22 protein-coding genes are annotated in these 25,968 nt (G+C 73.2%); 12 read left to right on the forward strand and 10 right to left on the reverse strand.

Translation table 11 applies throughout. The annotated features are described in order from the left end of the window. Positions 1-16: 16 nt before the first annotated feature. The 3 genes from IEZ24_RS06055 to lpdA form a co-directional block, all read right to left on the reverse strand. On the reverse strand, positions 17-3,526 hold the full coding sequence (locus IEZ24_RS06055) for an ATP-binding cassette domain-containing protein (protein WP_242498389.1): 3,510 nt from the start codon (positions 3,524-3,526) through the stop codon (positions 17-19). A gap of 134 nt (positions 3,527-3,660) precedes the next feature. After that, positions 3,661-5,544: a 2-oxoglutarate dehydrogenase, E2 component, dihydrolipoamide succinyltransferase gene (gene sucB / locus IEZ24_RS06060; RefSeq protein WP_129453709.1), complete on the reverse strand. Its 1,884-nt coding sequence runs from the start codon at positions 5,542-5,544 to the stop codon at positions 3,661-3,663. A 30-nt stretch (positions 5,545-5,574) separates the two neighbouring features. Then, the gene (lpdA, locus tag IEZ24_RS06065) at positions 5,575-6,951 is read right to left on the reverse strand and encodes a dihydrolipoyl dehydrogenase (RefSeq protein WP_129453710.1); all 1,377 of its coding nucleotides are present in this window, start codon (positions 6,949-6,951) and stop codon (positions 5,575-5,577) included. Between the two features lie 167 nt (positions 6,952-7,118). On the opposite strand from lpdA, the gene IEZ24_RS06070 reads away from it, so the two are divergent. Beyond that, on the forward strand, positions 7,119-7,478 hold the full coding sequence (locus tag IEZ24_RS06070; RefSeq protein WP_129453711.1) for a hypothetical protein: 360 nt from the start codon (positions 7,119-7,121) through the stop codon (positions 7,476-7,478). Here the strand turns inward: IEZ24_RS06070 and IEZ24_RS06075 are convergent. Then, complete coding sequence (locus tag IEZ24_RS06075; protein WP_129453712.1) at positions 7,475-8,989, reverse strand: leucyl aminopeptidase; 1,515 nt, start codon at positions 8,987-8,989, stop codon at positions 7,475-7,477. The genes IEZ24_RS06070 and IEZ24_RS06075 overlap by 4 nt on opposite strands. Before the next feature lie 64 nt (positions 8,990-9,053). Here IEZ24_RS06075 and gcvT point away from each other — a divergent pair, with 64 nt between their 5' ends. The 3 genes from gcvT to IEZ24_RS06090 all read left to right on the forward strand — a co-directional run bounded on the left by gcvT (position 9,054) and on the right by IEZ24_RS06090 (position 11,360). Then, positions 9,054-10,169, forward strand: coding sequence for a glycine cleavage system aminomethyltransferase GcvT (gene gcvT / locus IEZ24_RS06080; RefSeq protein WP_129453713.1), 1,116 nt, complete (start codon positions 9,054-9,056; stop codon positions 10,167-10,169). 1 nt (position 10,170) lies between these two features. Then, positions 10,171-10,422 carry a hypothetical protein gene (locus IEZ24_RS06085; protein ID WP_129453714.1) on the forward strand — a complete coding sequence of 84 codons (252 nt, stop codon included), beginning with the start codon at positions 10,171-10,173 and terminating at the stop codon, positions 10,420-10,422. 77 nt (positions 10,423-10,499) lie between these two features. Next, positions 10,500-11,360, forward strand: a complete 861-nt coding sequence (locus tag IEZ24_RS06090) for a hypothetical protein (RefSeq protein ID WP_129453715.1) — start codon at positions 10,500-10,502, stop codon at positions 11,358-11,360. A gap of 14 nt (positions 11,361-11,374) precedes the next feature. Here the strand turns inward: IEZ24_RS06090 and IEZ24_RS06095 are convergent, their stop codons facing one another. Next, the gene (locus tag IEZ24_RS06095; protein ID WP_129453716.1) at positions 11,375-12,358 is read right to left on the reverse strand and encodes a glycosyltransferase family 2 protein; all 984 of its coding nucleotides are present in this window, start codon (positions 12,356-12,358) and stop codon (positions 11,375-11,377) included. 186 nt (positions 12,359-12,544) lie between these two features. On the opposite strand from IEZ24_RS06095, the gene IEZ24_RS06100 reads away from it, so the two are divergent. Together IEZ24_RS06100 and IEZ24_RS06105 are read left to right on the forward strand one after the other, a co-directional pair. Beyond that, the gene (locus IEZ24_RS06100; protein ID WP_165355976.1) at positions 12,545-13,312 is read left to right on the forward strand and encodes a class I SAM-dependent methyltransferase; all 768 of its coding nucleotides are present in this window, start codon (positions 12,545-12,547) and stop codon (positions 13,310-13,312) included. 19 nt (positions 13,313-13,331) lie between these two features. Continuing rightward, positions 13,332-14,126: a thymidylate synthase gene (locus IEZ24_RS06105; protein WP_129453718.1), complete on the forward strand. Its 795-nt coding sequence runs from the start codon at positions 13,332-13,334 to the stop codon at positions 14,124-14,126. On the opposite strand, the gene IEZ24_RS06110 is transcribed toward IEZ24_RS06105, so the two are convergent. After that, positions 14,123-14,269 carry a hypothetical protein gene (locus IEZ24_RS06110; protein WP_165355977.1) on the reverse strand — a complete coding sequence of 49 codons (147 nt, stop codon included), beginning with the start codon at positions 14,267-14,269 and terminating at the stop codon, positions 14,123-14,125. The genes IEZ24_RS06105 and IEZ24_RS06110 overlap by 4 nt on opposite strands. A gap of 94 nt (positions 14,270-14,363) precedes the next feature. Between IEZ24_RS06110 and IEZ24_RS06115 the strand changes: the two genes are divergently transcribed. Both IEZ24_RS06115 and IEZ24_RS06120 read left to right on the forward strand, forming a co-directional pair. Further along, positions 14,364-14,858: a dihydrofolate reductase gene (locus IEZ24_RS06115; RefSeq protein ID WP_129453719.1), complete on the forward strand. Its 495-nt coding sequence runs from the start codon at positions 14,364-14,366 to the stop codon at positions 14,856-14,858. Then, positions 14,855-15,202: a GntR family transcriptional regulator gene (locus tag IEZ24_RS06120; protein WP_129453720.1), complete on the forward strand. Its 348-nt coding sequence runs from the start codon at positions 14,855-14,857 to the stop codon at positions 15,200-15,202. Before IEZ24_RS06115 ends, IEZ24_RS06120 begins: the two co-directional genes overlap by 4 nt. 9 nt (positions 15,203-15,211) lie before the next feature. Here IEZ24_RS06120 and IEZ24_RS06125 read toward each other — a convergent pair whose 3' ends face one another. Beyond that, on the reverse strand, positions 15,212-15,688 hold the full coding sequence (locus IEZ24_RS06125; RefSeq protein WP_129453721.1) for a hypothetical protein: 477 nt from the start codon (positions 15,686-15,688) through the stop codon (positions 15,212-15,214). A 68-nt stretch (positions 15,689-15,756) separates the two neighbouring features. Between IEZ24_RS06125 and IEZ24_RS06130 the strand changes: the two genes are divergently transcribed. Continuing rightward, on the forward strand, positions 15,757-16,176 hold the full coding sequence (locus tag IEZ24_RS06130; RefSeq protein ID WP_191192824.1) for an NUDIX hydrolase: 420 nt from the start codon (positions 15,757-15,759) through the stop codon (positions 16,174-16,176). Positions 16,177-16,188: 12 nt separating this feature from the next. On the opposite strand, the gene IEZ24_RS06135 is transcribed toward IEZ24_RS06130, so the two are convergent. Next, entirely contained in the window at positions 16,189-17,028 is an 840-nt protein-coding gene (locus IEZ24_RS06135; protein ID WP_165355978.1) for a nucleotidyltransferase domain-containing protein, read from the reverse strand. A gap of 137 nt (positions 17,029-17,165) precedes the next feature. Here IEZ24_RS06135 and dapA point away from each other — a divergent pair, with 137 nt between their 5' ends. The 3 genes from dapA to IEZ24_RS06150 are packed head-to-tail and all read left to right on the forward strand — an operon-like array spanning position 17,166 to position 21,614. Further along, positions 17,166-18,056, forward strand: a complete 891-nt coding sequence (gene dapA, locus IEZ24_RS06140; protein ID WP_242498390.1) for a 4-hydroxy-tetrahydrodipicolinate synthase — start codon at positions 17,166-17,168, stop codon at positions 18,054-18,056. A gap of 29 nt (positions 18,057-18,085) precedes the next feature. After that, positions 18,086-19,771 carry a ribonuclease J gene (locus tag IEZ24_RS06145; protein WP_129453724.1) on the forward strand — a complete coding sequence of 562 codons (1,686 nt, stop codon included), beginning with the start codon at positions 18,086-18,088 and terminating at the stop codon, positions 19,769-19,771. 58 nt (positions 19,772-19,829) lie between these two features. After that, positions 19,830-21,614, forward strand: coding sequence for a sensor histidine kinase (locus IEZ24_RS06150; RefSeq protein ID WP_129453725.1), 1,785 nt, complete (start codon positions 19,830-19,832; stop codon positions 21,612-21,614). Here the strand turns inward: IEZ24_RS06150 and cydD are convergent. Both cydD and cydB read right to left on the reverse strand, forming a co-directional pair. Then, on the reverse strand, positions 21,574-24,933 hold the full coding sequence (gene cydD, locus IEZ24_RS06155; protein WP_129453726.1) for a thiol reductant ABC exporter subunit CydD: 3,360 nt from the start codon (positions 24,931-24,933) through the stop codon (positions 21,574-21,576). The genes IEZ24_RS06150 and cydD overlap by 41 nt on opposite strands. Beyond that, the gene (cydB, locus tag IEZ24_RS06160; protein WP_129453727.1) at positions 24,930-25,949 is read right to left on the reverse strand and encodes a cytochrome d ubiquinol oxidase subunit II; all 1,020 of its coding nucleotides are present in this window, start codon (positions 25,947-25,949) and stop codon (positions 24,930-24,932) included. The genes cydD and cydB overlap by 4 nt, the downstream gene beginning before the upstream one ends. Positions 25,950-25,968: the final 19 nt, after the last annotated feature.

Below are 25,968 nucleotides of genomic sequence, written 5' to 3' on the forward strand. Positions count from 1 at the left end.
GCGGTTCGGGGCCGGGTCAGCCCGCCAGGTGGGCCCAGCGGGCCGACAGCTCGTGCCACGGCCCCTCGTCGACCACGCGGCCGGAGTCGAGCACCACGACGCGGTCGGCCTGGGCGAGCGCCGCGGCCTTGCTGGTCGCGCCCACCACGGCGGTGCCGCGCGACCGCAGGGCCTGCCAGAGCTCGATCTCGGTGGCCGCGTCGAGCGCCGAGGACACGTCGTCGGCGAGCAGCACGTCGGCCTCCGTCGCCAGCGCCCGGGCGAGCGCGAGGCGCTGCACCTGCCCGCCGGAGAGGCGTACGCCGCGGTGGCCGACGAGCGCGTCGGGGCCACCCGCCTCCGACACGTCCCGACCCATGCGTGCGGCCTCGAGTGCCGGCATGACGGACCGGTCGCCGTGGTCGAGCGCAACGTTGCCGGTGAAGGTGCCCGACAGCACCCGCGGCACCTGGGCGACGTGCGCCACCCGGCCGGGGCGGAGCGTGGTCTGCGGGTCGTCGACGCGACGGTCGTTCCAGCGGATCTCGCCGGTGCTGCCCACGAGGCCCGCCAGCGCGCCGAGCAGGCTGGACTTGCCGGAGCCGACCTGGCCGAGCAGGAGGACGAGCTCGCCCGCCTGCACGTCGAGGTCGACGCCCTGGACGCCGAGGGTGCCGTCGTCGTGCACGGCGTCGAGCCCGCGGACCGAGAGCGTGCGCAGCGGGTCGCGGTGCGGCGCGGGCGGCTCGGGACCGGTGCCCTCGACGAGGTCCATGCCGGGCGGCAGGTCCATCAGGTCGCCACCGCCGGCGAGCTCGCTGGTGGCGTTCATCCAGGCGCGGGTGCCGGGGGCCTCGGTCACCACGGAGCCGGCGACGCGGCCGAACCAGTCGAACCCGCTCACCGCGTTGGCGACGAGCAGCGCGGTGGCGAGCTCCCACTGGCCGACGAGGAGGCCTCCCCAGGCGGCGACGACGCCGCACTGGACCATCACGACCGGCACGCCGTCGAGCAGGGCCTGCACGCGGTGCTCGCGCACCGCGGCGTCCACCCGGCCGCCGTCGACCTCGCGCAGGTGCCGGTGGACCTGCGGGGTGGCGGCGGCGAGCTTGACCGTGCGGACCGACTCGAGGGCCGAGACCAGCGACTGCCCGAACGTCGCGCGCGCCGTCGAGGCGGCTGCCGCGGACCGGCCCGCCACGCGCCGTCCGAGCGTCGAGGCGAGCGCCGAGGCCACCATGACGGTCAGCAGCACGGCGCCGGCCACCCAGGTCTGGGCGATGAGCGCGGTCATCAGCGCGACGAGGAGGCCGTTGACGAAGTCGACCCAGCGGTCGGTGTAGCGCGCGAGCCGGTCGGCGTCCATCGTGCGCGCGACCACCTCGCCCGGCGGGGTGCGCAGCAGCCGCCGCTGGGAGGTCTGCCCGTGCAGCACGGCGGCACGCACGCGCAGGCGTACCTCGACCCACCAGTGGGGATAGGTGCGGAACGCCTGCGCCAGCAGGAACGGGCCGACGACCAGCGACCCCACCAGGGCCACGAGGAGCAGGCCGGGCTGCTCGCCGGCCTGGAGGTCGGTGACGATGAGCCCCCAGACCCAGCCGGTGACGGCGCCGAACGCGCCGGTGAGCGAGGCCAGGAGGAACAGCGCCGCGCCCAGCAGGCCCCACTGGGGCTGGATGCTGATGGTGTGGAGCACCTGGCGCGCCAGGCTCGGCGTCGGCGCGAGCTCGGGCGGCGCCGGGGGAGTGGTGCTGCGGCGCACGGACCCGATCGAGGAGTCGACGTGGTGGTGCTCCTCGACGACAGCCTCGTGGGCCGCTGCCTCGAGCAGCTCGCGGAACCGACCGTCCTCCGCGGCGAGGCGGCTGCGCGGGCCCTGCTGGACCACGCGCCCCGACTCGAGCACCGCGACCTGCTCGGCACGCTCGGTGGTGGAGAGACGGTGCGCGACGAGGATGCCGGTGCGTCCGGAGATCAGCCGGTCGGCGGCTCGCACCACGCGGGCCTCGGTCACGGGGTCCATGCGCGCGGTGGCCTCGTCGAGCACCACGACGCTCACGTCGCGCACGAGCAGGCGCGCGAAGGCGACCAGCTGCTCCTCGCCCGCCGACAGGCTGGTGCCGCCGGGGCCCAGGACGGTGTCGAGGCCGTCGGGCAGGCCGGCGACCCAGTCGGTCAGGCCGAGCTCGGCCACGGCTGCCTCGACGATGCTGCGCGGGACGTCGTCGAAGAGGGTGATGTTGTCGGCGAGGGTGCCGGCGAGGACCTCGGTGCGCTGGGTGACCACGCCCACGGCGGAGCGCAGCGCCTGCAGGTCGAGGTCGAGCACGTCGACCCCGCCCAGGAAGACCGTGCCGCGCGGCGGCTCGACCGCGCGCGAGAGCAGCGAGGCCAGCGTGGACTTGCCGGAGCCGGTGCGGCCGACCAGGGCGCAGGTGTGGCCGGCGGTGAGCAGGAGGTCGACGTCGCGCAGGGCGAAGGTGCCGGTGCCGTAGCTGAAGTCGAGGTGGCGGAACTCCACGTCGAGCGGCCCGTCGGGCACCGGCAGGCCCCCGGTCGGCTCGGCGGGCGAGGCGAGCATGCCGCGCAGTCGCAGGACCGCGCCGAAGCCCTCCTGGAGGTCGGGCAGGTGGCGGGCCAGCATGTCGACGCCGCCGACGAACATCGTCGTGACGAGGAAGAGGGTCACGAGGCGCGCGGTCGTCAGGTCGCCCGCGAGCACCAGCGCGACACCGACGACGCCGACCGCTGCGAGCGCACCGTGGAGCAGCCCGCCGCTGCGCCGGGTGATGCGGACCTCCACCGCGAGCACCGCGTCGAGGGTCCGGTGGACGACCGAGGCGAGGTGGGCGTTGCGGCGCAGCACGTGGGCCTGGCCCAGCGAGGTGCGCAGGTCGTCACGCGCGGCGACGCCCTCCTCGGTGGAGGCGGCGTGGTCGGTCCAGGCGGCCTCCTCGAGGACCTTCTTCTGCGCGACCTGCGGCAGCAGGCGGCGTACGACGAGGTAGGTCACCGCCGCGGTCAGCGGGAAGAGGAACGCGGCCGGCCACCACGTGAGCGAGGCGACCACCCACAGCGGGCCGGAGGCGAGGAAGGTGCGTGCGGCCTGCCACACGCCCCACCGCATGAGCTGACCGACCTCCCAGGTGTCGTCGTCGATGCGGTCGAGGACCTCGCCGACGGCCTGCTCGGAGAGCTCGGCGAGGGGCTGCGCCATCGCGGCGTCGAGCAGGTCGGAGCGCAGCTGGCCCTCGGCCCGGTCGCAGATCGTGGCCCAGACCGTCTTGGCGACCGTGTCGATGACCGCGCCGCCCACCACGCACAGCGCGAGGAGGACCAGCAGGGCCTGCGTGGGGTCCTCGGCGAGGCGGCCGGCGACCATCGAGCCGAGGGACGCCGCGACGGCGCCGAGCAGCGACATCGAGAAGCAGACGTAGGTCAGCGGGCGGCGTACGCGGCGCCAGTCGACGGGCACCCGACCGGCCGGCAACCCGTCGGTCGCGGACGTGGTCGCCGGTGCCGTCGGGGTCTGGATCTCGGTCACCGTCACAAGCACCAGACGTTACGTGTCGGGACCGACATCGCGCCCCCGATTTATGTGTGACCCGCGCCGCGGCCCGGACGTACGACGACGCCCCGCCCGCGGGTGCGGACGGGGCGTCGACAGGACGGTCGTCGTCAGACCTCGAACTGGCCCGCCTCGAGGCGCTTCTTGACCTCCTGGAGGAACCGGCCGGCGTCGGCGCCGTCGACCAGGCGGTGGTCGTAGGTCAGCGCCAGGTGGACCATGTGGCGCACCGCGATCGTCTCGCCCAGGTTGGGGTCGTCGATCACGACGGGCCGCTTGACGACGGCACCGGGACCGAGGATCGCCACCTGCGGCTTGTTGATGATCGGGGTGTCGAACAGCGCCCCGAAGCTGCCGAGGTTGGTGATCGTGAAGGTGCCGCCGGACAGCTCGTCCGGGGTGATCTTGTTGGTGCGGGTGCGCTCGGCCACGTCCGCGATCTTCTTGGCCAGGCCGGCGATCGAGAGGTCGCCCGCCTCCTTGACGACCGGGGTCAGCAGGCCCTTCTCGGTGTCCACGGCGAACGCGATGTTCTCGCGGTCGAAGTAGGTCACCTCGCCCTTGTCGGTGTCGATCGCCGCGTTGAGCTTGGGGTGCAGCTTGAGCGAGTCGATGGCGGCCTTGGCGAAGAAGGGCAGGTAGGTGAGCTTCACGCCCTCCCGCGCCTGGAAGTCGGCCTTCGACGCCTCGCGCAGGCGGGCGATCGCGGTGACGTCGACCTCCATGACCTGCGTCAGCTGCGCGGACTCCTGCAGCGACTCGACCATGCGCGAGGCGATGACCTTGCGCAGGCGCGAGAGCGGCTCGGTGGTGCCCCGCAACGGCGACGGCGACGCCGACGTCGGCGCGGCAGCGGCCGGGGGCGCGCCCGCAGCGGCAGGAGCGGCGGCCGGAGCAGCGGGAGCGGAGGCGGCCTCCTGGGCGGCGGCAGCCGCATCGAGGACGTCCTGCTTGCGGATGCGGCCACCGACTCCGGTGCCCTGCACCGAGCCGAGGTCCACACCGTGCTGGTCGGCCATCTTGCGCACCAGCGGCGTGACGTACGCCGTCTGGTCCCGGCCGCCCTCGGAGGTGCTGGCGGCCGCGGGAGCCTGGGGCGAGGGAGCCGGCTCCTCCTGCTTCGGCTCCTCCTGCTTCGGGGCCTCCTGCTTCGGGGCCTCCTGCTTCGGCTCCTCCTTGGCCTCGGGCTCCGGCTCCGGCTCGGGCTCCGGCTCGGGCTCCGGCTCGGGCTCCGGCTCGGACTTCTCCTCCGCCTGCGCCGGGGCGGCGTCGCCGGAGCCGATGATCGCCAGCTCGGCCCCGACCTCGACGGTCTCGTCCTCCTCGGCCTTGATCTCCAGCAGGGTCCCGGCGACGGGAGAGGGGATCTCGGTGTCGACCTTGTCGGTCGAGACCTCCAGCAGCGGCTCGTCGACGGCGACCTCGTCGCCGACCTGCTTGAGCCAGCGGGTGACGGTGCCCTCGGTGACCGACTCGCCCAGTGCGGGCAGCGTGACCGGCGTGCCGGACCCGCCACCGGAGCCGCCGGAGCCGGACGAGCTGTCCGAGGAGCCGCCGGACGCGGCCTGCTCGGCGGCCGGCTCGGACTGCGCGGGGGCGTCGTCCTTCTCGGACTCGGGGGTCTCGTCCCCGGGCGGGAGCTCGCCGGTCTCCTCGGCGACCTGCTCCTCCTGCTCGGCCTTCTTCTCCGACTCCTGCTCGTCCTTGGGCTGGGCCTCGGGCTCGGCGGCCTCGGAGGCGTCGCCCGTGGACTCGCCCTCCTCGCCGACCACGGCCAGGACCGCGCCCACCTCGACGGTGTCGTCCTCGTTGGCCTTGATCTCGAGCAGCGTCCCGGCGACCGGGGAGGGGATCTCGGTGTCGACCTTGTCGGTGGAGACCTCCAGCAGCGGCTCGTCGACGGCAACCGTGTCACCGACCTGCTTCAGCCAGCGGGTGACGGTGCCCTCGGTGACGGACTCGCCGAGTGCGGGGAGGGTGACTTCGGAGGCCAATGTGGTTCCTTCGCTCGCGTTGGTTGGGTGTCAGGAGTGTGCGTGGAGAGGCTTCCCGGCGAGGGCCAGGTGGGCCTCCCCGAGCGCTTCGTTCTGGGTGGGGTGGGCGTGCACGAGCGGCGCGACGTCGTCGGCGTGTGCCTCCCAGTTGTAGATCAGCTGCGCCTCACCGATGAGCTCACCGACCCGATCGCCCACCATGTGGACGCCGAGGACCGGCCCGTCGACCAGGCCGACGAGCTTGACGAAGCCCTGGGTCTGGAGGATCTGGCTCTTGCCGTTGCCGCCGAGGTCGTAGGTGATCGTGGTGACCGCGTCGCCGTGCAGCTCACGCGCCTTCGCCTCGTCGAGGCCGACGGAGGCGATCTCGGGGTGGGAGTAGGTCACCCGCGGGATGCCCGACTCGTCGATCGGGCGCGGGTCGAGGCCCGCGATCTCCTCGGCCACGAAGATGCCCTGCTGGAAGCCGCGGTGGGCGAGCTGGAGGCCGGGCACGATGTCGCCCACGGCGTACACGCCCTCGACGTTGGTGCGGCACCGGTCGTCGGTGAGGACGAAGCCGCGGTCCATCTCGACACCCTGCTCCGCATAGCCGAGGCCGTCGGTGGACGGGCCGCGGCCGACGGCGACGAGGAGCACCTCGGCCTCGACCACGTCGCCGCCCTCGACGGTGACGGCGACGCCGGTGTCGGTGGTCTTCACGCTCTGGAAGGGCGTGCCGGTGAGGAACGAGATCTTGCGCTTGCGGAAGGCCCGCTCGAGCGCCTTGGACGACGCCTCGTCCTCGGCGGCGACGAGTCGCGGCAGGGCCTCGATGATCGTCACGTCGGAGCCGAAGGACTTCCACACGCTGGCGAACTCGCAGCCGATGACGCCGCCGCCCAGCACGATGGCCGACGCAGGCACGCGGTCGAGGCGCAGGGCGTGCTCGGAGGTGATGACCTTCTCGCCGTCGACCTCGAGGCCGGGCAGCGACTTGCTGTAGGAGCCGGAGGCGAGCACGACGGCCTTGCCGGTGTACGCCGTGCCGTCGACCGTGACCTCGCGCGGGCCGGTGAGGACGCCGGCGCCCTCGATGACGGTGATGCCGCGCGACTTGATGAGACCGGTGAGGCCCTTGAAGAGCCGGTCGACGACCTTGTCCTTGTAGGCGTTGACGCCCGCCATGTCGATGCCGTCGAGCGAGGCTGTCACGCCGAACTGCGCGGCGTCTCGCGCCGAGTCGGCGACCTCCGCGGCGTGGAGCAGGGCCTTGGTCGGGATGCAGCCCACGTGGAGGCAGGTGCCGCCGAGGTTGCCCTTCTCGACCAGGCCGACGCTCAGGCCCAGCTGGGCCGCGCGCAGGGCGCAGGCGTAGCCGCCTGAACCAGCCCCGAGTACGAGGACGTCGAACTCACCGTCCGCCACTGATTCCCTCCAGATGCTCGACTCGCCCGTCGATCACGGGCGCGTCCATCTTTGCACCAAACGCGCGCCTGTCCACACCGGGTCGGGTGGGCCGAACCCTGGCCGGTCCGGTCGGGTACGGCGAGCGTGATGGGCGTGATGAGGATCGTCTGGGCAGAATGTCCGTCATGGGCATGTTCGACCGATTCCGCCGCAAGGGGCGCACCAGCGCTCCGGCGCGGGACGCCACCCGCACCGGCTCGACGCGCGTACGCGCCTCCGACGGTGAGGACGTGCGCCACCTGGAGAACTTCGTGAGGACGCGACAGGGGGTGGAGGGGTTCGTCGAGCCCCGCACCGCGGTCAGCGACGTGACGATCCTCCTCGTCGCGCACGACGGCGAGTGGACGCGCCGCCGGGTGCCGAGCGTGAAGTGGGCGCACGAGTTCGCCAACCGCCACCGCGTGCCGTCGTACGACGCGGCGGTCGTCGGCGTGCCGCAGCGGATGCGCGACTACAACCGGCGCAAGAAGGCCGAGGGGATCTAGCCAACCCCGCGCTCGGCCAGCGAGCGGGCATACTCCACGAGCGTGGTGACGCCGAACCCGGTGGCGCCGGAGGGGACGTGGCCGTACGGGCTGCCGAGGTTCATCTCCTTGCCGGCGATGTCGAGGTGGGCCCACGGCAGCCCGCCGGTGAACTCGCGCAGGAAGGCGGCGGCGTAGAGGCCGCCGCCCCAGCGGACCCAGTCGTGCTGGAGCAGGTCGGCGACCTTGGAGCTGGTGATGCGCTCCTTCATCTCCTCGGGGATCGGCATCCGCCAGTGCTGCTCGCCGGCGGCCGCACCCGCCGCGAGGACGGCGGGCACCTGGTCGTCCGTGCCCATCACCGCGCCGACCTTGTCGCCGAGGGCGAGCTGCATGTGGCCGGTGAGGGTGGCGATGTCGACGACGACGTCGGGCTCCTCGAGCACGGCCAGCGAGAGCGCGTCGCCGAGCAGCATCCGGCCCTCGGCGTCGGTGTTGGCGATCTCGACGGTGGTGCCGTTGTGCATGGTGATCACGTCGCCGGGTCGGGTCGAGGTGGCGGAGACCATGTTCTCGGCCATCGGCGCGAAGGCGGTGACCCGGACCGGCAGGCCGAGCCGGGCGATCGCGAGGGTCGCGGCGACGACGCTGGCGGCGCCCGCCATGTCGCCCTTCATGTTGGTCATGCTGGAGGACGGCTTGATGGTCAGGCCGCCGGAGTCGAAGGTGACTCCCTTGCCGACCAGCGCGAGGTGGGTGACGGCGTCCTCGGGCGCCCAGGTGAGCTTGACCAGGCGCGAGGGGGCCGCCGAGGAGTCGCCGACGCTGAGGATGCCGCCGCAGCCCATCTCGGCGAGCTGCTCGTGGTCGAAGACCTCCAGCGTCACCTTCGGGGCGCCCCTGCCCTTGGTGACCTCCTTGTGCGCGGCCGTCACCAGGTCGGCCAGCAGCGGGGGCGTGCAGTCCCGGGGCGGGGTGTTGACCCAGTCACGGGTCAGCTCGACGGCGTCGGCGAGGACCTCCGCGCGCTCGAGGGCGGCGACCGCCTCCGCCTTGCGCGCGACGGGGCTGAGCACGACCACGTCGGTCGGCTCGGTGGTCTCGGCCTTCGTCGACTTGTAGGCGGTGAAGGTGTAGCCGCCGAGGCGGTGGCCCTCGACGACGGCGGCGACCAGCTCGGGGGTCCCGGCCGGCAGCGCGAGGGCGACCGAGGCGGCGTTGGGGACGCTGCGGGCCGCGACGCCGGCGGCGCGGCGTACGGCGATCGGGTCGGTCGGGTCCTCGCCGAGGCCGACGAAGACCAGTAGGGGCGCGTTGACCTCGTCGCGCGTCGTCGCCTTGACCGCCTCACCGGCCTTGCCGGTGACGCCCAGGGTGGACAGGAACGGGCGCAGGCGGCGGCCGTAGGCGGCGCTGACGTCCTCGGCCGCCTCGCAGAGCTGCGGCCCCTTCGGGCCGGCGACGACTCCCACGACGACGGCGTCGGCTCGGGTCTTGGCGGGGCTGGCGCTGCGCAACGAGTAGGAGGTCACCCGGGCATGCTAGGGGAGTCCTGGCACGGCCTCGTGCGAGGGACGCTGCGGTAGGTTGCGCGTCATGGCCGGATCGCTGAAGCAGTCGCCCCTCCACGACCGTCACGAGGCCCTCGGTGCGAAGTTCGCCGAGTTCGGCGGTTGGTCGATGCCGCTGGAGTACGCGACCGGTGTCGTCAAGGAGCACACGGCCGTGCGCGAGTCGGTCGGCGTCTTCGACGTCAGCCACCTGGGCAAGGCGATGGTGTCGGGCCCCGGTGCCGTCGACTTCGTCAACGCGACGCTGTCCAACGACCTCGCCAAGATCCGTCCCGGCAAGGCCCAGTACACCCTCTGCCTCGACGAGTCGGGCGGCATCGTCGACGACCTCATCGCCTACTGGCACGACGACGAGCACGTGCTGCTCATCCCCAACGCCGCCAACACAGCCGAGGTCGTACGCCGCCTGCAGGCCGAGGCACCCGAGGGCGTGAAGGTGGTCGACCACCACGACGACTACGCCGTGCTGGCGCTGCAGGGCACCCGCTCCGACGACGTCCTCGACAAGGTGGGGCTGCCGAGCGGCCACGAGTACATGTCGTTCGTCGAGGCCGATTTCGCGGTGGGCGCAGACACCGTGGGCGTCGTGGTGTGCCGCACCGGCTACACCGGCGAGCGCGGCTACGAGCTGGTCGTGGCCAACGAGGCGGCCGGTGAGCTCTGGGACCGGCTGATGGCAGCGGGGGAGGAGTGGGGCATCACCGCCTGCGGCCTGGGCGCGCGCGACACCCTCCGTACCGAGATGGGCTATCCGCTCCACGGGCAGGACATCAGCCTCGACACCAACCCGGTCGAGGCCGGGCTCTCGTGGGCGGTGGGCTGGAAGAAGGACGCCTTCTGGGGGCGCGACGCCGTGCTGCGGGCCAAGGAGGAGGGCCCCCGCCGCCGGCTGCGCGGGCTCGTCGCCGTCGGGCGCGGCATCCCGCGCCCCGGCATGGGCGTCACGCTCACCCACGACGTACCCCTCGCCGACATCACCTCCGGCACCTTCTCGCCGACCCTCAAGAAGGGCATCGGGCTCGCGCTCATCCCCACCATGGTCGCCGAGGACGCGCAGGTCGGCGTCGACGTGCGTGGACGGCGCGAGATCTTCCAGCTGGTCAAGCCACCCTTCGTCGACCCCTCGGTCAGGGAGGCCTGACGTGCTCCCCGGACAGCCCCCGACCTTCCGCCAGCCCTCGGCCGCCGAGCGGCCCTGGTGGTGGCGCCTCGAGGACGCCGCCGGCGAGCCGGTCGAGGTCGCCGGTCACTCCGACCAGCGCTTCTCCTCGCAGGGCGACGCCGAGTCGTGGGTGGGGGAGATCTGGGCCGAGCTGGCCGAGCAAGGCGTCGCCGCGGTGACGCTCTTCGAGCACGACCGCCGGGTCTACGGGCCGATGTCGCTCAGCGCCTGAGGCCATCCGGCACCCGCGACGGCTCCGAAGGACGGGTCGACGGACGGGTGTCGAGGGCGGTCGAAGGAGGGGTTCAGGTGGCGGACCGGTCCGACTTCGCGCGCTACGTCGACGCGCGGTGGCCCGACCTCGTGGGCGGTCTCGAGGACGAGGGCGTCGCGACCGACGACGCGCGCCTCGCGGTGGCCGAGGCGCTGCTGGCCGCCCGGCGCGGCTGGGACCGCCGCGTCCGCGACGAGCAGGTCGACGTCGTGCTCTGGGCGGACGTGCGGGAGCGGGCAGGACTCCCCGCGCGACCGGGGGAGCCGGTGCCGCACGCCGTACGCCCCCGCGACCCGCGCGACGGGCCGGAGGCCTGGCTCGTCCGCGCCGAGAGTCTGCGCGCGGGCCGACGCCGCCGGGGCGTGAGGCGCGGGGTCGTGGCTGCCGCGGTCGTCGCGGTGCTGACGGCCGGCTGGGCGTGGTGGGCCGCGCAGCCGACGCCGCCCGAGGTGCGCGAGGAGGCCAACCCGCTCCCGGTGGCCTGGTACGCCGAGGGCGAGCTGCACCTCGAGGACGTGGTCGTCGAGCTGCTCCGCGTGGACGCCTTCGTCGTCGACGGATCCGGCGCCGTGGTGCGGCTGCGCTCCGGCGAGGTCCTCAGGGTGGACGCCGACGGCGACGTCGAGCCGACCGACGAGGCGCCAGCCGGCCTCGACACCACGCCCAGCCCGCCGCCGGTGTCCGGGCTGGGGAGGTACGACGTGCTGGTGCAGAGCGTGCCGCTCGCCGACGGCGGCTGGGCCCACCTCATCGACTCCTCGCGCCGCGACGGCGCCCAGGACGCGGTCCGGCAGTCCGAGTCGGGTCGCCGTGCCGTGCTGGTCTGTCGCACAGTGTCGTCGTGCGACGCGCCGGTGACGGTCGTCGGCGGCGCGGGCACCATCCGTCTGCGCTGATCGGCCACTGGACCTCAGTCGCTCGGCCACTTCCTCTGTAGTCGCGGAGCCATCCACCGGTAGCCGTACGCCAGCATCGCGCTCCGCACCATGGTGCGCCAGTCCCCGGTCAGGCTGATCGCCTCCCTCGCCAGTCGCCGGCCGAGTGCATGGTCGCCCGCGGCATGAGCGACTTCCGAACGGCGGCTGAGGAAGTAGGCGATCCTCTTTCGCACGATGCGGATCGACGCGGCGGTCTCGTCCGGAGGGAGGGCCTGTCCGCTGACGTGCCCGAGCGCTTTGGTCTGAACCCGGATGGCACAGTCCAGTCGTGCGGCGGCCGCAGCGGCGTTCTGGTGGTCGCTCAGACCAGCGACGACCCGCTCGCGGGTGATGTCGACCAGCGGGATGTTGAGCAGCACTATGTCCTGTTGGCACGTGAGGTCGTAGAACAACGCGGTGTCCTCGGCAGCAACCATGTCCTCGTCGAAGCCCCCGGCGTCCTTCAATGCCTTCCTGCTGATCATGAGTGAGACCACGAGCGGGTGGAGGAGGGAGCGCGCGATGAACTCGACTGGGCGCGGATAGCTGCGCCACTCGTCGGCCGGCAGGTGGGGGTCGAGCTCAGCGATGCCGTCCTGCCGCTCGCCGTCCTCGGACACGGCGCCGGTGAAGCAGACGGCACTTCCGGTGGCGGCCAGACAGCGCAGCTGGAGCTCGAGCTTCGTCGGGCGCCACGTGTCGTCCGAGTCCAAGAAGGCGATCCAGTGGCCCGTGGCCATCTCGATGCCCAGGTTGCGAGCCGAGCTGACGCCGGCGTTTGGCTTCCTGACATATCGGACCAGCGGACTGCCGATGGCTTCCACGATTGACTCAGTGTCGTCCGTCGACCCGTCGTCAATCACCAAGATCTCGTGCGGGGGAGCGCTCTGGTGCAGCGCGCTCTCGATCGCGTCACGAATGCAGTGTGCGCGGTTGTAGGTCGGGATCACCACCGAGACCGTGTCGGCCCGGCTCACTCCGGGATCCCGAGGGGCCGTGTGCTTCGCCCTTCACGGGCGCTGTCAGGAGCGTGGACACGACGGCGCGTCTCCCACCGCTGGTGACTTCTCACGCGCTCTACTATGCCCGGAACGGCCGTGGGGGTGGCGGGAAGTGGAGAAGTGGGCGAACCTCGCCTGACGTCCTCGAGTAGGTTCCGGACCGTGGCTGAGTCGTTGTGGACGGGTGTCGCTGGGGCGTACGCGCGGAGCTTCGCCGGGTTGTGCGCGGGCGCGATCCCGACCGTGGTCGCCGGCCTGCCGCGCGGCGGTCGGGTGCTCGACGTGGGGTGCGGCACGGGGGAGCTGACCGAGGTCGTCCGCGCGGAGGCCCACGAGGTCGTCGCCGTGGACCCCGACCCGGAGATGGCGGACCTCGCGGGTTCGCGCCTCGGCCAGGAGGTCGTCGTCGCGGGGCTCCCCGACCTTCCCTTCGCCGACGACGGCTTCGACGCAGTGGTCGCCAGCTTCGTGCTCAACCACGTCGACGACCCGCGGGCCGGTGCGCGCGAGCTCGGGCGGGTGGCCGCGCCCGGGGGGTTCGTGCGCGCCTCGATCTGGGGCAGCACCCCGCCACCGCAGGCGACGATGTGGAACGACCTCCTCGACGCGGCGGGCGCCGTACGTCCTCCGGCGCCGCGACTGCCGGCCGATCGCGACTTCGACCGCTCGCCCCACGGCCTCGCGGGCATCCTCGGCGAGGCCGGCCTGGCCGTGACGCACGCGGGCACCGCGTCGTGGACGTGGCGGGTCGCTCCCGCGGACCTGTGGGCCGGGCTCACCTCGGTCGGGAACTTCGGCGTCCTGTGGCGCGCGCAGTCCGCGGACGTGCAGGCCCGTCTGCGGGCGGCCTACGACGCCCTCCGGGCCGGGGACGACTTCACCTTCGACGTCGAGTGTGTCGTCGCCGAGGCGCGCGTCCCCCGGAGCTAGGAGGTCGTAGAGTCGTCCCGTGCGCGCCTACCTCGACCTGCTCCAGCGGATCCTCGACGAGGGCGTGGAGAAGACCGACCGCACCGGCACCGGGACGCTGAGCGTCTTCGGCCACCAGATGCGGTTCGACCTCTCGGAGGGCTTCCCCCTCGTGACGACGAAGAAGGTCCACACGCGCTCGGTCTTCGGCGAGCTGCTGTGGTTCCTGCGCGGCGACACCAACGTGAAGTGGCTCCAGGACCGCGGGATCACGATCTGGGACGAGTGGGCCGACGACAACGGCGACCTCGGCCCCGTCTACGGCTACCAGTGGCGCTCCTGGCCCACCCCGGACGGGCGCCACGTCGACCAGGTCGCCCGCCTGGTCGAGGGCATCCGCACCAACCCCGACTCGCGCCGCCACATCGTCTCGGCGTGGAACGTCGCCGACGTCGACGACATGGCGCTGCCGCCGTGCCACACGCTGTTCCAGTTCTACGTCGCCGAGGGGAGGCTGAGCTGCCAGCTCTACCAGCGCTCGGCCGACACCTTCCTCGGCGTGCCGTTCAACATCGCGTCCTACGCGCTGCTGACGCACATGGTCGCCCAGGTGACGGGCCTCGAGGTGGGGGACTTCGTGCACACGATGGGCGACGCGCACCTCTACCTCAACCACGTCGACCAGGCCCGGCTCCAGCTGTCCCGCGACCCGCGGCCGCTCCCGCGACTGGTGCTCAACCCCGACGTCACCGAGATCGACGGCTTCGACCTCGAGGACATCGCGGTCGAGGGCTACGACCCCCACCCGGGCATCAAGGCGCCCATCGCGGTCTAACGCCGCTCGAGGGCCTGGCTGACCGCCTTCGCGACGTCGGCCACCAGGCGGGTGTGCCAGCGCTCGTGGGCGGTGAGGTCGGCCACCACGGCGTGGCAGTCGGGGCAGGTCGTGCTGTCGGTGCTGCTGTCGGTGGTGCTCATCGGAGCCTCCAGGGTCGGGTTCTGTCTCCCACCGTGGCACGGCCCGAGCGGCTGGAACAGGGCCGAAGGACCGTCCGTCAGTAGGGTCGGCGCTGTGACCCGACCCGATCAGCGCGTGGTCCTCGTCGCCGCGCACGCCCGCAACCGCGTCATCGGCAACGGCCCGGACATCCCGTGGCGGCTCCCCGGCGAGCAGGCACAGTTCAAGGAGCTGACCTGGGGACACACGCTGCTCATGGGACGCACCACGTTCGAGTCGATCGGCCGCCCCCTGCCCGGGCGTACGACCATCGTCCTCACCCGCCACGCCGGCTGGGCCCACGAGGGCGTGCTGGTCGCGCACACCGTCGAGGACGCGCTCGAGCTCGCCGCGTCCCAGCCGGGTGACCTGATGGTCGCGGGCGGCGGTGAGGTCTACGCCGCGCTCCTGCCCTGGGCCACCCACCAGGTGCTGACCGAGGTCGACCTCGAGCCGGAGGGCGACGTGCACTACCCGCAGTTCCCCGCCGGGGAGTGGGTCGAGACCGCACGAGAGAGCTACGACGGCTACGAGCGCGTGTGGCTCGAGCGGATGGACCCCGCGGCGTGAGGCTCTCGGTCGATCCGGCCTCGGGTGTGCCGCCCTTCGAGCAGGTGCGCGACGGGATCCGCTCGCAGGTCGACAGCGGCATGCTCGAGCCGGGCTTCCGGCTGCCGCCCGTCCGGGCGCTCGCCGCCGACCTCGGCCTCGCGGCCAACACCGTCGCCCGGGCCTACAAGGAGCTCGAGGCGCTCGGCGTCGTCGAGACCCGGGGCCGGGCCGGCACCTTCGTCGCCGGTCGGGGCGTCGAGCGGTCGCTGCGTGAGGCCGCCGCGTCGTACGCCGCCACGGTGCGCACGCTCGGGGTGTCCGACGCCGAGGCGCTCGAGGCCGTACGTCGTGCGCTGGGCTGAGCGCCTCGCTCAGCCGCCCTCCGGCGCGTAGGCGAAGACGAGGGCCGTGATCCCGGTCGCGCCCGAGCACGACTCGATCGCCCGTCCCGCCTCGCGGCCGAGCCACGACCTGACGTCGAGCGGCCCGTTGTCGTCGCCCCGCAGGTCGTAGTGCCCGCCGCCCCCGGTGAAGTCCCCACCGACCTCCACGGTGTCGCCGCCCTCGAGGACGACGGCCCCGGTCTCGGGGTCCCAGCGGGTGCCGTGCGCCCAGAACACGATCTCGCTGTCGAGCAGGAGGCACCCGTCCCGCATGGTGAGCGGGCCCTCGACCTCGGCGAGCGGCAGGCTCTCCCACGGGGTCTCGGGCGTCACGACGGGAAGCGGTCCGGCCCCGGGCACCTCCGGCTCACCGCCGGCGCCGTTGACGGCGAACCCCAGCGCGATCGCCCCGGACGCCACCCCGACGACCACTCCCGCTGCCTGCCCCAGCTGCGCTCGACGCACCCTTGCCCCCTGTCGTCCCGAGTGGGCCCACCGTAGGCGAGCACCGGCGCTCGTGCCACAGTCGTCCCGTGGAGGCACCGGGCGCGCACGACGACAGGCACATCGTGGTCGCCGCGGTCGCCCTCGTCCGCGACGGGCACGTGCTGACGGTCCGCAAGCGTGGGACCGAGCGCTTCATGCTGGTCGGCGGCAAGCTCGAGCCGGGGGAGTCCGCGCGCGACGCGGCGCTGCGCGAGACGTACGAGGAGGTCGGCCTCCGGATCGAGTCGGCCACCCTGATCGGCGAGTTCCTCTCCGAGGCCGCCAACGAGCCCGGCCACACCCTGCACTCGACGGTGTTCCGGGTGGAGTCGGACGACGAGCCGGTCGCGTCCGCCGAGATCGCGGAGGTCCGCTGGACACCGCTGCGCGACCACCCCGACGACCTCGCGCCGATGCTCGAGCACCACGTGCTCCCGGCGATCCTCGAGTCCTCCACCGACCGCTGAACAGGGGGTGCGCTAGCCACCGGTCCCGTCGAAGATGGCCAGCTCGCGACCCCACCCGTCGACCATGTCGGTGGTGCGCGTGTGCCCGCGTCGCCGGTCGTGGGCCGTGCAGGCGGTCCGGACGCGCGCGAACGTCTCCCGCACGGCGGACGCGTCGCCGTCGAGCGTGCGCTGCACCAGCCCGAGCAGGTCGTCGGCCGCCCAGCCCTCGAGCGGGTGCTCGCGCAGCTCCCAGGGCAGGTACTTGTTGTAGGGACGGACCCGGCCGGCCATCGCGAAGACCACGTCGAGCAGCCACGGCACGGACTCGGCCGCGTCGAGCCGGGCCTCCACCGCACGGCCGTCGCGGTCGTTCTTGAGCGCGCGGTAGGCGAAGTTGAGCCAGCCGTCGAGCCGGTCGTGGTCGACCAGCACGGCGTCGGCCTCGTCGGGCGACAGCGTGGCCTGACGACGTACGGCGTCGGCGAGCGCACCGCCCGTGCGGTCGAGCAGGACCGGGGCCCACGCGTACGACCAGCGGTACCACCAGTACTCGGTGCCGAACGGTGCGACCGTCGTCAGGTCGGACCAGGCCTCGACGATCTCGTCGACCTCCTGGGACTTCTCGGTGGAGCGGTCGGCGGCGGCCCGGTCGGTGAGCACCACCATCACGTCGAGGTCCGAGAGCCCGGTCGCGAGGTCGCGGGCCGCCGAGCCGCTGAGGACGAGGCCGAGCAGCTCGTCGCCGTGGGCCGCGTCGTTGCGCTCGGCGAGCGCCACCACCGTCCCTCGCTGGGCAGGGGTGAGCCACGTGGGAAGGTCGAGGTAGGGCACGGCCAGCCACCCTGCCATCGGGCGGCCCCGCAGTGCCATCGGTTTTGACGGCATCGCCGGCCGACTCGCGCAGTCGGCCGGGTCACCGACACCGCGTACGGCTCGCCGCCGACGCCGATGCGCCGCGGGGGCGATAACCTTCGCTCATGAGCGAGCGGAGCGAAGCGAGTACGCGCGTGAGTGTCGACGTCCCGTTCGGTCGCCTCCTCACCGCGATGGCCACCGCGTTCCACGAGGACGGCAGCGTCGACCTCGAGGCCACGGCGCGGATCGCCACGCACCTCGTGGACCACGGCAACGACGGCGTCGTCGTCAGCGGCACCACCGGCGAGAGCCCCACGACGTCCGTCGCGGAGGACGGCGAGATCCTCCGCGCCGTCCAGGACGCGGTCGGCGACCGGGCGATGGTCGTCGCCGGCGTCGGCACCAACGCGACGGCGCACTCGGTCGAGCTGGCCCGCCAGGCCGAGAAGGTCGGCGTCGACGGCGTGCTGCTCGTCAGTCCCTACTACAACAAGCCCGGGCAGGTGGGCCTGCGCCACCACTTCAGCGCCGTGGCCGAGGCCACCGACCTGCCGGTGATGCTCTACGACGTCCCGGGACGCACCGCGACGACGATCGAGCTCGAGACCTACGAGGCCATGCGCAGGTACGACCACGTCACGTCGGTCAAGGACGCCACCGGCCTGCTGCCGCGCGCCGCGGAGCTCGTCGACATGGGCTACGCCGTCTACAGCGGCGACGACGTCGCCACCCTGGGCTACCTCGCGTACGGCGGCGTCGGCCTGGTCTCCGTCGTCGGGCACGCCGCCGGTGACCAGCTCTCGGCGATGCTGGACGCCTGGGTCCGCGGCGACCACGCCGAGGCGCTGCGGATCCACACGTCGCTGGTCCCGGCGTTCGACGCCGTGATGGGCGTCCCCAACTACGGAGCCACCACCGCCAAGGCAGCCCTCGAGCTGCTCGGCGTGCTCGACAACCGCCGCGTCCGCGGCCCGCTCGTCGCCCTCGACGACGACGAGGTCGCGGCGCTCCGCACCGGCCTGGCCGCGGCCGGCCTCATCTGACCTTCCGAACACCGAACCCGAGGAATCCCTTGAGCCACCCCCATCCCGACCTGAGCGCGCCCGCCCCCCTCCCGGCCGGAGGCCTGCGGGTCATCCCGCTCGGCGGGCTGGGTGAGGTCGGCCGCAACATGACGGTCTTCGAGTACGACGGCCGGCTGCTGATCGTCGACTGCGGCGTGCTGTTCCCCGAGGACCACCACCCCGGCGTCGACCTGATCCTGCCCGACTTCGACCCGATCCGGGACCGCCTCGACGCCGTCGAGGCGCTGGTGCTGACCCACGGCCACGAGGACCACATCGGCGCGACGCCGTACCTCCTGCGCGAGCGCGGCGACATCCCGCTCGTCGGCTCCAAGCTGACCCTCGCGCTGCTCGGCTCGAAGCTGCGCGAGCACCGCCTCAAGGAGACCGCCCAGTACGAGGTCGCCGAGGGCCAGACCATCACCTTCGGGCCGTTCGTGCTCGAGTTCGTCGCGGTCAACCACTCCATCCCCGACGCGCTCGCGGTGGTCATCCGCACCGGTGCCGGCGTCGTGCTGCACACCGGTGACTTCAAGATGGACCAGCTGCCCCTCGACGGCCGGATCACCGACCTCAACGAGTTCGCCCGCCTCGGCGACGAGGGTGTCGACCTGTTCCTCACCGACTCCACCAACGCCGAGGTGCCCGGCTTCACGACGTCGGAGAAGGACATCGCACCGGTGCTCGACCGGGTCTTCTCCAAGAGCGAGAAGCGGATCATCGTGGCGTGCTTCGCCTCCCACGTGCACCGCGTCCAGCAGGTGCTCGACGCCGCCGTGGCCCACGGCCGCAAGGTCGGCTACGTCGGCCGCTCGATGGTGCGCAACATGGCGATCGCACAGGAGCTGGGCTACCTCACCGTCCCGCCGGGCGTGATGGTGGAGGCCAAGGAGCTCGCCGACCTGCCGCCCCACAAGCAGGTGCTGGTCTCGACCGGCTCGCAGGGCGAGCCGCTGGCCGCGCTGAGCCGCATGTCGCAGAACAACCACCACTTCGTGCACCTCGAGGAGGGCGACACCGTCGTCCTGGCCAGCTCGCTCATCCCGGGCAACGAGAACGCCGTCTACCGGGTGATCAACGGCCTGTCGCGCCTCGGCGCCAACGTGGTGCACAAGGGCAACTCGCTCGTCCACGTCTCCGGCCACGCGAGCGCCGGCGAGCTGCTCTACTGCTACAACATCGTCAAGCCGCGCAACGTGATGCCGGTGCACGGCGAGATCCGCCACATGCGCGCCAACGCCGACCTGGCCCGCGCCACCGGTGTCGAGAACGTCGTGCTCGCCGAGGACGGCGTGGTGGTCGACCTCGTCGACGGCGTCGCGAAGGTCGTCGGCAAGGTCGACGTCGGCTACGTCTTCGTCGACGGCACGACCATCGGCGACATCTCCGAGGCCTCGATGAAGGACCGCCGGATCCTCGGCGAGGAGGGCTTCCTGTCGGTGATCGTGGTCGTGGACTCGGTGACGGGCAAGGTCGTGTCCGGTCCGGAGATCCACGCCCGGGGCTTCGCCGAGGACGAGACCACCTTCGACGAGATCAAGCAGCCGATCATCGACGCGCTCGACGCCTCGATCGCGGACGGCGCCACCGACGCCTACCAGCTCCAGCAGGTCGTACGCCGGGTCGTCGGTCGCTGGGTCAACCGCGCGCACCGTCGTCGTCCGATGATCATTCCTGTGGTGATCGAGGCCTGAGGGCCCTAGAGTCCCTCACGGGGCTGGAGGGTCCGAGGACCTCGGTGGGGAGGTGGGCATGCCGCGCAACCAGGGCGCACTGAGCCGGCTGGCCGAGCTGATGCGCCGCGTCAACTCCTCCACCGACACCGAGGTGATCCTGGAGGAGATCGCGCACGGCGTGGTGGACGTCCTCGGCTACGGCGTCGCCGCGATCGCGCGGCTCGAGGGCGACGTCCTCGTCATGACGCACGTGGCCGGCCCGCCCGACGTCGTGGCCCAGATCCTCCACCGCCGCACGCCCGCCGAGCAGATCCTCGACGAGTTCCGCGAGGCCGACAAGTGGGGCATCCTGAGGTTCGTCCCGGCCGGGCGGATGTCCGCCGAGCGGCTCGAGGCGGCCTGGATCCCGGAGTTCGAGGCCAGCGACGACCCGGACGCCTGGCACCCCGAGCACGCCCTGTACGCCCCCCTCTACTCCGCGGCCGGAGAGCTGCTGGGCAACATGGCCGTGGACCTGCCCGCGGACGGCAAGGTGCCCGACGAGGCCGACCGCGAGCTGCTGGAGATGTTCGCCGTCCAGGCCGGCGTCGCCCTGTCCAACGCCCGCGAGCGCGAGCGGCTCACCGACCGGGTCCGTCTCGACCGGATGCTGACCACCGTGGCCGGTGCGTCGACCGCCGCGCAGAACCTGTCGCAGGCCCTCGCCACGGCCGTGTCCGCCGTCGCGGACTCGATGCAGACCGTCCAGACCGTGGTGCGCACCTTCCCGTCCGACGCGCAGGGCAGCCAGCTCGGGGTCGGCACCCCCTACGCCTTCACGCCCCAGCAGGACGTGCCCGAGATCCGCGAGGACCTCACGCAGCTCCCGGACCTGCCGGTGCTGATCGAGCTCGGCGTCGACGACCCCGGATCCGCCCGCCTGCCGCGGAGCGCGGCGCGCATGCAGCAGCTGATGCGCGGGATGCGGGTCGACCGTGCCCTCGTGTGCCCGCTGGTCTCGCAGGACGACCTCGTCGGCTACCTCGTGCTCGGCTTCGCGCGCAACGCCCGCCCGGTCACGCCGGCCGAGGCGGACGCCGTGCTCGAGGTCGGTCGTCTGCTCGCCCAGACGGTCCGGGCGTCGCGGGTGCTGGAGACCGAGCAGCGTCTCGTCCAGGAGCTGCGCGAGCTCGCCCGCTATCGCAGCGAGCTGATCGCGACGATCTCCCACGAGCTCAAGACGCCGCTCACCGCGATCCTCGGCCACGCCGAGCTGATCGCCGACCGGCACCCCGACCTGACCTCGATAGACGCGATCATCCGCAACGCCGGTCGGCTCAACAACCTGGTCGCCAACCTGCTCCACTACTCCCGCATCCAGGGGCGGCGGGAGACCGTGCGCCGCGCGGTGGACCTCGCAGAGCTGTGCGAGGCCAGCGTCGACCTGCTCAGCATCCGGGCCAAGCAGGCCGGGGTGGCGCTGGAGTTCGACCACCCCGGTCCGTCGCCGGTCGTCGTCTTCGGCGACCCCGAGGAGCTGGCCCGCGTCATCGACAACATGGTCGACAACGCCGTCAAGTACACCCCCGAGGACGGGACGGTGTCCGTGGCGATGACCGTCGCGGACGACGAGGTGAGCGTCGAGGTCACCGACACCGGGCTCGGCATCTCGCTGACCGACCAGCAGCACGTCTTCTCGGCGTTCCACCGCTCGACCAACCCCAACGCGCTGTCGGTGCCCGGCACCGGGCTGGGGCTGCCGATCGCCCAGCGCATCGCCGAGTCGCACGGCGGGACGCTGTCGGTGACCTCCGAGCTCGGCCACGGGAGCACCTTCCGGTTCACCCTGCCGCTGCGCTCCCCACGAGAGCAGACCGGCTGACGCCTGCCGGTCCGGCCGCATCGAACCGCACCACGCGGTCCATCGCGTCGAGACCGACGGTGCCGTGGGTGATCCACACGATGGAGCGGCCGGCCCGGGACGCGGCCCCGAGCATCTGCCCGGCCACGGCGCGGGCAGTCGGACCGTCGAGGTGCGCCGTCGGCTCGTCGAGCACCAGCACCGGCGGGTCGGCCAGGAGCGAGCGGGCCAGCGCGAGGCGCGCGCGTTCGCCCCCGGACACCGCGCGTCGGCCCTCACCGACGTGCGTGTGGATCCCGTCGGGCAGGGCGTCGACCCAGGCCCCGAGGCAGGCGTCGTCGAGGGCTGACCGCACCTCCTCGTCGGAGGCGCCGGGGCGGGCGAGCCGGACGTTCTCCGCGATGCTCGAGGCGAACACGTGCGGGTCGTCGTCGACCAGTCCCACCCGGCGGCGTACGTCGTCGAGCGCCAGCCGCCTCAGGTCGGTGCCTCCCAGGAGCACCTCACCGCCGACCGGGTCGATGAACCTCACCAGGGTCGCGGCCAGGGTGGACTTCCCCGACCCGGACGGCCCGGTGACGCCCACGTGCTCACCGGGGCGCAGGCCGAGGTGCTCCAGTGCGAGCACCGGGTGCCCGTCCCAGCCGAGGCCCACACGGTGCATCGCGACGCCGTACGCGGTGGGCGCGAGCTCGGGCACCGCGGGGTCGGACACGGCGGGCTCGGTGGCGGCGAGCCGGTCGAGCCGCTCGCGGGCTGCTCGCGCGCGTACGGACAGGGCGCCCGCGTCGGCGAGGGGGCCGGTGACGTCGGCGAGCGCGAGCGGCACGAGCAGCAGCAGGGCCAGGCGCGCGGGCGTGGTGCTCGCGGGGTCGACCAGCGCCGCGACGGCGACCACGCCGAGGCCGGCGACAGAGCTGGTGAGTGCCGTGGCGGCCGCGACGGCGCGCGACGAGCGACGTACGGCGCGGGCGAGGTCGGCGGACTCCGCGCGCACCGCCGCGAGGGCCCGGCCGGTCGCGCCCCACTGCTCGAGCTCGCGGACGCCGTGGGCGACCTCCTCGACGCGGGCGCCGAGCGCGGCGCGGTGGGCGAGCACGAGCGGCTCGGCCGACGCGGTGCCGCGCCGGGCGAGCGCGAAGGCCAGCCCGCCGGTGGCGGCGACGACCAGCACGACCAGCCCCGCGACCGGGGAGACGAGGCCGGTGAGCACGGCGGCTCCGGCTCCCACCAGGGCGGCGCCCACGAGCGGCTGGCGCACGCGCAGGCGCTCGTCGAGGAGCGCGTCCACGTCGTCGACGACCCGGGTGAGCAGGTCGCCGCGTCGCGGGCCGAGCCGGCCCGGGACGATCGGCACGAGGTCGGCGAAGACCTGCGCCCGGCGCTCGGCGAGCTCGCGCAGCACCACGTCGTGGCTCAGCACCCGCTCCACGTGGCGCAGCACCGGTCGGGCCAGGCCGAAGAGGCGTACGCCGACGATGGCGACCATCAGGTAGAGCACCGGCGGCTGCTCGCTGGCGCGCGTGATGAGCCAGCCCGCAGTGGCGGTGAGGGCGACCCCGGACGCCGTGGAGAGGGCGCCGAGGAGCGTGGCCGTCCGCAGGCCCCAGCGAGGTCGGTCCTCGGCTCCGTCCTTCACGGCCTGCGCCGGGACGACCGCCGCGGGCGCGGGAAGGTGGCGGCGGCTCGCCGGTCCTGCTGCCTTTCCGGTGGGGCCTGCCGCCACCGTCGGGGCCGCCACCGGCGCGAGCTCGACGACCCGGTCCGCGGCCGCCAGCACGGCGGGCCGGTGCGCCACCACGACGACGAGGCTCCGGCGGGCGAGCAGGGCGAGGGTGTCGAGCAGCACCTGCTCGGTCTCCTCGTCGAGGTGTGCGCTCGGTTCGTCGAGCAGCACGACCGGACGCTCGGACAGGACGACCCGGGCGAGCGCGACGCGGGCCCGCTGGCCGGCCGAGAGCCCGGCCCCGTCCTCGCCGAGCAGGGTGTCGAGGCCCTCGGGGAGGGCACGTACGACGTCGGCGAGGTCGACGGCCGCCAGGGCCGCCCACACCTCGTCGTCGCCGGCTCCGGGGCGTCCGAGACGGACGTTGGCGCCGATGCTGTCGGCGAGCAGCCACGGCCGCTGGGGGGCCCAGGCCACCCGGGCGCGCCACCACGTCGGGTCGACCTCGGGCAGGGGAGTCCCACCGACCAGCACCTCGCCGGCCAGGGGCGCGAGCTCGCAGCGCAGCGTTGCCAGCAGGGTCGACTTGCCGCACCCGGACGTGCCGGCCACCGCGACCAGCCCGCTGGTCGGGAGCTCGAGGTCGAGCGGCGCGGTGAGGGGACGGTCGTGGCCGATCTCCAGGTCGCGCAGTGTCAGGACGAGCGAGGACGGCCGCAGCGCACGTGCGACGTCCGTCGAGGCGTGGGCGAGCACGGCGTCGGCGTCGGCGAGGGCGGCGGTGCCCTCGGCGGCAGAGTGGAACTCGGCGCCGACGCGCCGCAGCGGCCAGTACGCCTCGGGGGCGAGCAGCAGGACGGTCAGCGCGACCTCGAAGCCGACCGACCCGGAGGCCAGCCGCAGGCCGACCGTGACGGCGACCAGGGCCACCGACAGGGTGGCCACCAGCTCGAGGACCGACGAGGAGGCGAAGGCCACCTTGAGCGTGTCGACGGTGGCGCGGCGGTAGCGGTGCGTGACCACCCGGATGATGTCGACCTGCGCCTCGGCGCGACGGTGGGCGACCAGCGTGGGCAGCCCCCGGACCACGTCGAGGAAGTGGCCCGACAGCGCCTCCAGCGCGCGCCACTGCGTCCGGGCCCGGTCGCGCGTGGTGAGGCCGACGAGCACGGCGAACACCGGCACCAGGGGGAGCGTCAGGGCGACCACGAGACCGGACAGCGGGTCGAGCCAGGTGATGGCGGCGAGCGTGCCGACGGGGAGGACGGCGGCCGGGACGAGGGCCGGGAGGTAGCGGATGACGTACGGCTCGACAGCGGCCACGCCGCGGGTGGCCAGGACGGTCAGGCGGTCGGGGCCGGGGCCGTCGACCCTGCGGGCGGCGTCGAGGAGCCGCTGCCGGAGCGCGCCGGAGACCTGCCCGGCCGCGCGGGCCGCCGCCCGCTGGCCGACGTACGCCGCCGCGGTCCGCACCAGCACGAGTGCCGCGAACGCCCACGCCGCCCGCTCCCAGCCCCCAGCGGGCGCGGTGACCGCGGCGACCACCAGCGCGCCGAGCGCGAACGCCTGCGCCACCGTGGCCAGACCACCTGCGACGCCGCTCGCCACGACGAGGGCGAGCGACGCGCGGGCAGGCCGCAGGTGGGCCAGGACGGCCGGGTCGAGCGGCTTCACCTCGACGCGTCCGCGAGCTCTGCCGTGGGGATGTGGTGCACCGAGATCCGCTTGCGGAACACCCAGTAGGTCCACGCCTGGTAGCCCAGCACGATGGGCGTGAAGACCACCGCGACCCACGTCATCACCTTCAGCGTGTACGCCGTGGCGGCCGCGTTGGTGGTGGTGAGGGAGTAGGCCGGGTCGGTCGTCGAGGGCATCACGTCGGGGAAGAGCGCCAGGAAGAGGCCGGCGACCGCGAGGCCGATCGTGGCGAAGGTGCCGACGAAGGCCCAGCCCTCGCGTCCGGCGCGAGCGGAGAGGAGCCCGCCGACGAGAGCCAGGGCAGCGACCGCGAAGACCACCGCCGTGAGCGCCGTCCCGGTCCTGACCTGGGTCCAGACCAGGAACAGGACGGCCAGCACGGCGGCGACCGCACCGATCCGCAGGGCGAGGTCCCGCGCGCGGTGGCGGATGTCTCCGTCGGTCTTCAGGGCGACGAACATCGCGCCGTGGGTGGCGAAGAGCGTCAGGGTGACCAGGCCGCCCAGCAGGCCGTAGGGGTTCAGCAGCGTGAACAGGTTGCCGGTGAACTCCTTGTCGGCGTCGATCGGGACGCCCGCGACGATGTTGGCGAACGCGACGCCCCACAGCAGCGCCGGCACGAGCGAACCGACGATGATCGCCAGGTCCCAGCGCGACTTCCACTCGGCCTCGTCGCGCTTGTGGCGGTACTCGAAGGACAGGCCGCGCACGATCAGGGCGACCAGGATCAGCAGCAGCGGCAGGTAGAACCCGCTGAACAGCGTGGCGTACCACTCGGGGAAGGCGGCGAAGGTCGCGCCTCCGGCCACCAGCACCCATACCTCGTTGCCGTCCCAGACGGGCCCGATCGTGTTGATCATGACCCGGCGCTCGGTCTCGTTGCGCGCGAGGACGGGCAGCAGCATGCCGACGCCGAAGTCGAAGCCCTCGAGGCAGAAGTAGCCGACCCACAGTACGGCGATCAGGGCGAACCAGACGGTGGTCAGTTCCATTGGTGTGTCTCTCCGGGTC

The organism is Nocardioides ganghwensis, from assembly GCF_014779655.1.
In the GTDB taxonomy this organism is placed as follows: Bacteria; Actinomycetota; Actinomycetes; order Propionibacteriales; family Nocardioidaceae; genus Nocardioides; species Nocardioides ganghwensis.

What these genes read in the sequence shown, in the direction of transcription:
- IEZ24_RS06070 (WP_129453711.1), top strand. Translation starts at nt 7,119, where the DNA reads ATGGGCATGTTCGACCGATTCCGCCGCAAGGGGCGCACCAGCGCTCCG.
- gcvT (WP_129453713.1), top strand. Translation starts at nt 9,054, where the DNA reads ATGGCCGGATCGCTGAAGCAGTCGCCCCTCCACGACCGTCACGAGGCC.
- IEZ24_RS06110 (WP_165355977.1), bottom strand. Translation starts at nt 14,269, where the DNA reads ATGAGCACCACCGACAGCAGCACCGACAGCACGACCTGCCCCGACTGC.
- IEZ24_RS06135 (WP_165355978.1), bottom strand. Translation starts at nt 17,028, where the DNA reads ATGGCACTGCGGGGCCGCCCGATGGCAGGGTGGCTGGCCGTGCCCTAC.
- IEZ24_RS06150 (WP_129453725.1), top strand. Translation starts at nt 19,830, where the DNA reads ATGCCGCGCAACCAGGGCGCACTGAGCCGGCTGGCCGAGCTGATGCGC.
- cydB (WP_129453727.1), bottom strand. Translation starts at nt 25,949, where the DNA reads ATGGAACTGACCACCGTCTGGTTCGCCCTGATCGCCGTACTGTGGGTC.